General features: G+C 70.1%; 4 protein-coding genes. All 4 read right to left on the bottom strand.

Translation table 11 applies throughout. The features are described 5' to 3' along the window. Positions 1-402 (bottom strand): DNA-binding protein WhiA (gene whiA / locus ACFTZB_RS44585; protein WP_378442266.1); only part of this gene is annotated, 402 nt, incomplete at its 3' end. Then, entirely contained in the window at positions 399-1424 is a 1026-nt protein-coding gene (gene yvcK, locus ACFTZB_RS44590) for a uridine diphosphate-N-acetylglucosamine-binding protein YvcK (protein WP_378442262.1), read from the bottom strand. The genes whiA and yvcK, both read right to left, overlap by 4 nt. Further along, a complete protein-coding gene (rapZ, locus tag ACFTZB_RS44595) occupies positions 1421-2287 on the bottom strand; it encodes an RNase adapter RapZ (protein ID WP_378442268.1) in 867 nt (288 codons plus the stop codon). The genes yvcK and rapZ overlap by 4 nt, the downstream gene beginning before the upstream one ends. Before the next feature lie 44 nt (positions 2288-2331). Next, on the bottom strand, positions 2332-3029 hold a 698-nt coding region (locus ACFTZB_RS44600), incomplete at its 5' end, for a helix-hairpin-helix domain-containing protein (protein WP_378442264.1).

Genomic DNA, 3029 nt, shown 5'->3' on the forward strand with positions numbered 1-3029 from the left:
CGCCAGGAACGCGCCACGCCACGCGGCTTCCGCGTCGGCGACGCTGCCGCCGACGACCTGCGCGGGGAGCCCGCGCACGGGGCGTCCCCGCAGGTCCAGCAGCCCGGTCTGACGGGCGAGGGCCTCCCCCTCCTTCGCGACGCGCACGATGTACCGGGACGACTTGCGCAGCCCGCCCGCGCTGAGGACGTGCACGTCGGCGCTGTAGGTGAACAGATCGAAGATCTCGCGCCGCAACCGGCGGGCCGTGGACCCCAGATCCACTTCCGCCTCGACCACTACCCGGCCGCCGACGATGTGCAATCCCCCGGCGAACCGCAGCAGCGACGAGACCTCGGCCTTCCGGCAACTCACGTGAGTGACGACGAGACGACTGAGTTCGTCTTTGACCTCTGCTGTCATTGCCACGAAGCGCTCTCCCTTTCCTCTGGTGTCTCGGCCGCTTCGCTCCCCCGAGACCCCGCATCGGGGTCGCTCCAGAGCTGTTCGAGAACGGACGCAAGTTTTCCTGCATGGTGCGTGTGGGTGCCGTGCTCCGACACGTCGGCGTACACGACGCGTGCCCGGAACTGTCCGGCGGCGCGGGCGAGGTGCTCGCGCTCGCGCCCCGGTGGAACCGAACCCGAATCGACGACGACGAAGTCGACGGTGAGTTCGGGTGCGTGCTGGGACAGTACGTGCAGATGACGCTCGGTGGAGAATCCCGCGGTCTCGCCGGGTTCCGGAGCCAGATTGAGTACCAGCACCTTCCGCGCGGGGGTGGCGATCAGCGTGTCGAGGAGTTCGGGCACGAGGACGTGCGGGATGACACTGGAGAACCACGACCCGGGGCCGAGGACGACCATGTCGGCGACGTCGATCGCCCGGACCGCGTCCGGGCAGGCGGGTGGATTCGCCGGCAGCAACCGCACGCGGCGCACCTTGCCGGGGGTGGTCGCGACCGCGACCTGACCGCGGATGCAGCGGCTGACCCGGGGGTCCGCCTCGAGGCCCTGCACGTCGGCCTCGATGTCCAGCGCGATCGGCGACATCGGCAGCACGCGCCCGTCGATCCGCAGCAGCCGGGCGAGTTCGTCGAGCGCGGCGACGGGGTCGCCGAGCACCTCGGTGAGACCGGCGAGGATGAGATTGCCCACCGAGTGTCCGGCGAGGGCGCCGATTCCGCCGAATCGGTGCTGGATGGTGTCGGTCCAGTCCTGCACCTCGGGGTCGTCCGCCGCGAGCGCGGCGAGCGCCATCCGCAGATCGCCGGGCGGGATGACGCCGAGTTCGGCGCGCAGCCGTCCCGAGGATCCGCCGTCGTCCGCGACGGTGACGACGGCGGTCACGTCACGGCTGAGCCTGCGGGCGGCGCTGAGGGTGGCGAACAGCCCGTGGCCACCGCCGAGCGCGACGATCGCGGGCGCCTGGTGCACCGGCCTCATTCGCGCCCCAGATCACGATGGACGACACGCACGTTCAGGCCGGAGTCCTTTCCGAGCCGGCCAGCCAGGGCCTCCGACATCGCGACACTGCGATGTTTGCCCCCGGTGCACCCCATCGCGATGGTCATGTAGCGCTTCCCCTCCCGACGATATCCGGCGATCGTCAGATCCAGCAGGTGGTGATACGTGGCGAGATAGTCGTCCGCACCGTCCTGCGACAACACGTAGTCCCGCACGTCCGCGTTCTGCCCGGTGTGCGGATGCAACTCGGGGATCCAGTGCGGGTTGGGCAGGAACCGGACGTCGCAGACGAGATCGGCGTCCATCGGAAGACCGTACTTGAAACCGAACGACTGGACTGTTACCTGCATGGTGCGGTTCTCGGCGTCGCCGAACGCGTCCTCGATCTTCTGCCGCAACTGGTGCGCGGCGAGCGAGGACGTGTCGATCACCAGATCCGCGGCGGCCTTCACCTTCGCGAGCTGGTCGCGCTCGGCGGCGATGCCCTCCGACAGGGTGCCCTCGGCGCCTCCGCCGGACAGCGGGTGACTGCGGCGGACCTGTTCGAATCGGCGGACCAGGACCTCGTCCGACGCGTCGAGGTACAGCACCCGGGTGTGCACGGGCTTGCTCTCCAGTTCGGTGAGGACCCAGCCGAGGTCGCCGGTGAACAACCGGGAGCGCACGTCGATGACGACGGCGAGCCGCTCGAGCCGCGAATCGGATTCCAGGCTCAGATCCACCATCCGGGAGATCAGTTCCGGGGGAAGGTTGTCCGCGACGTACCACCCGAGGTCCTCGAGGACCTTCGCCGCCGTCTGCAGACCCGCCCCGGAGAGCCCGGTGACGAGAAGGAAGTCCATCGGCCGAACCGTGGGCGGACGGTCGCTCTGCGCGTGCTGCTCGTTCACTCGACACCTGTCCGTTGCGATGCGCTCTGTGCTGCCGGGCCGTGCTGTCCTACCGGTTCGCGGGGTAGGTCCGCGCCGTTGCGTTCTGCCGCGCCCGGCCCGTTCCGATCTGGTTCATCATCCCCCACTCCCGCGACGTCCGCAGACGGTTCCTCCGCCCCGAGAGCGGTGAGTACCGCCTTCGCCGTGGCCGTTCCGATGCCGGGCACGGCGGTGATCTCCTCGACGGAGGCCTGCTTGAGTTTGGCGACGGATCCGAAATGCGTCACCAGCGCCTTGCGCCGGGTCTCGCCGAGACCGCGGACCGAGTCGAGTGCGGACGCCGTCATCCGACGGGACCGCTTGCTGCGGTGGAACGTGATCGCGAAGCGGTGCGCCTCGTCCCGCACCCGCTGCAGCAGGTACAGCGACTCGCTGGTGCGCGGGAGGATCACGGGGTCCTCCTCCCCCGGCACCCACACCTCCTCGAGCCGCTTGGCCAGCCCGATCACCGCGACGTCGGTGATGCCCAGTTCGTCGAGCACTGCCGAGGCCGCGGCGACCTGCGGGGCGCCGCCGTCGACGACGAACAGGTTCGGCGGATACGCGAACCGCCGAGGCCTGCCGGTCTGCGGGTCGATCGCCGCCTCCGGGGCGAGATCGCCGCCGTCCCCGCCGGACACCTGGTCGGCGTCCGCACCGGCCGCTTCCGCGC

It is taken from the genome of Rhodococcus sp. NPDC057014 (genome assembly GCF_042673295.1).
In the GTDB taxonomy this organism is placed as follows: Bacteria; Actinomycetota; Actinomycetes; order Mycobacteriales; family Mycobacteriaceae; genus Rhodococcus_F.

Coding starts and splice junctions, on each gene's coding strand:
- yvcK (WP_378442262.1), bottom strand. CDS start 1,424: ATGAGGCCGGTGCACCAGGCGCCCGCGATCGTCGCGCTCGGCGGTGGC.
- rapZ (WP_378442268.1), bottom strand. CDS start 2,287: ATGGACTTCCTTCTCGTCACCGGGCTCTCCGGGGCGGGTCTGCAGACG.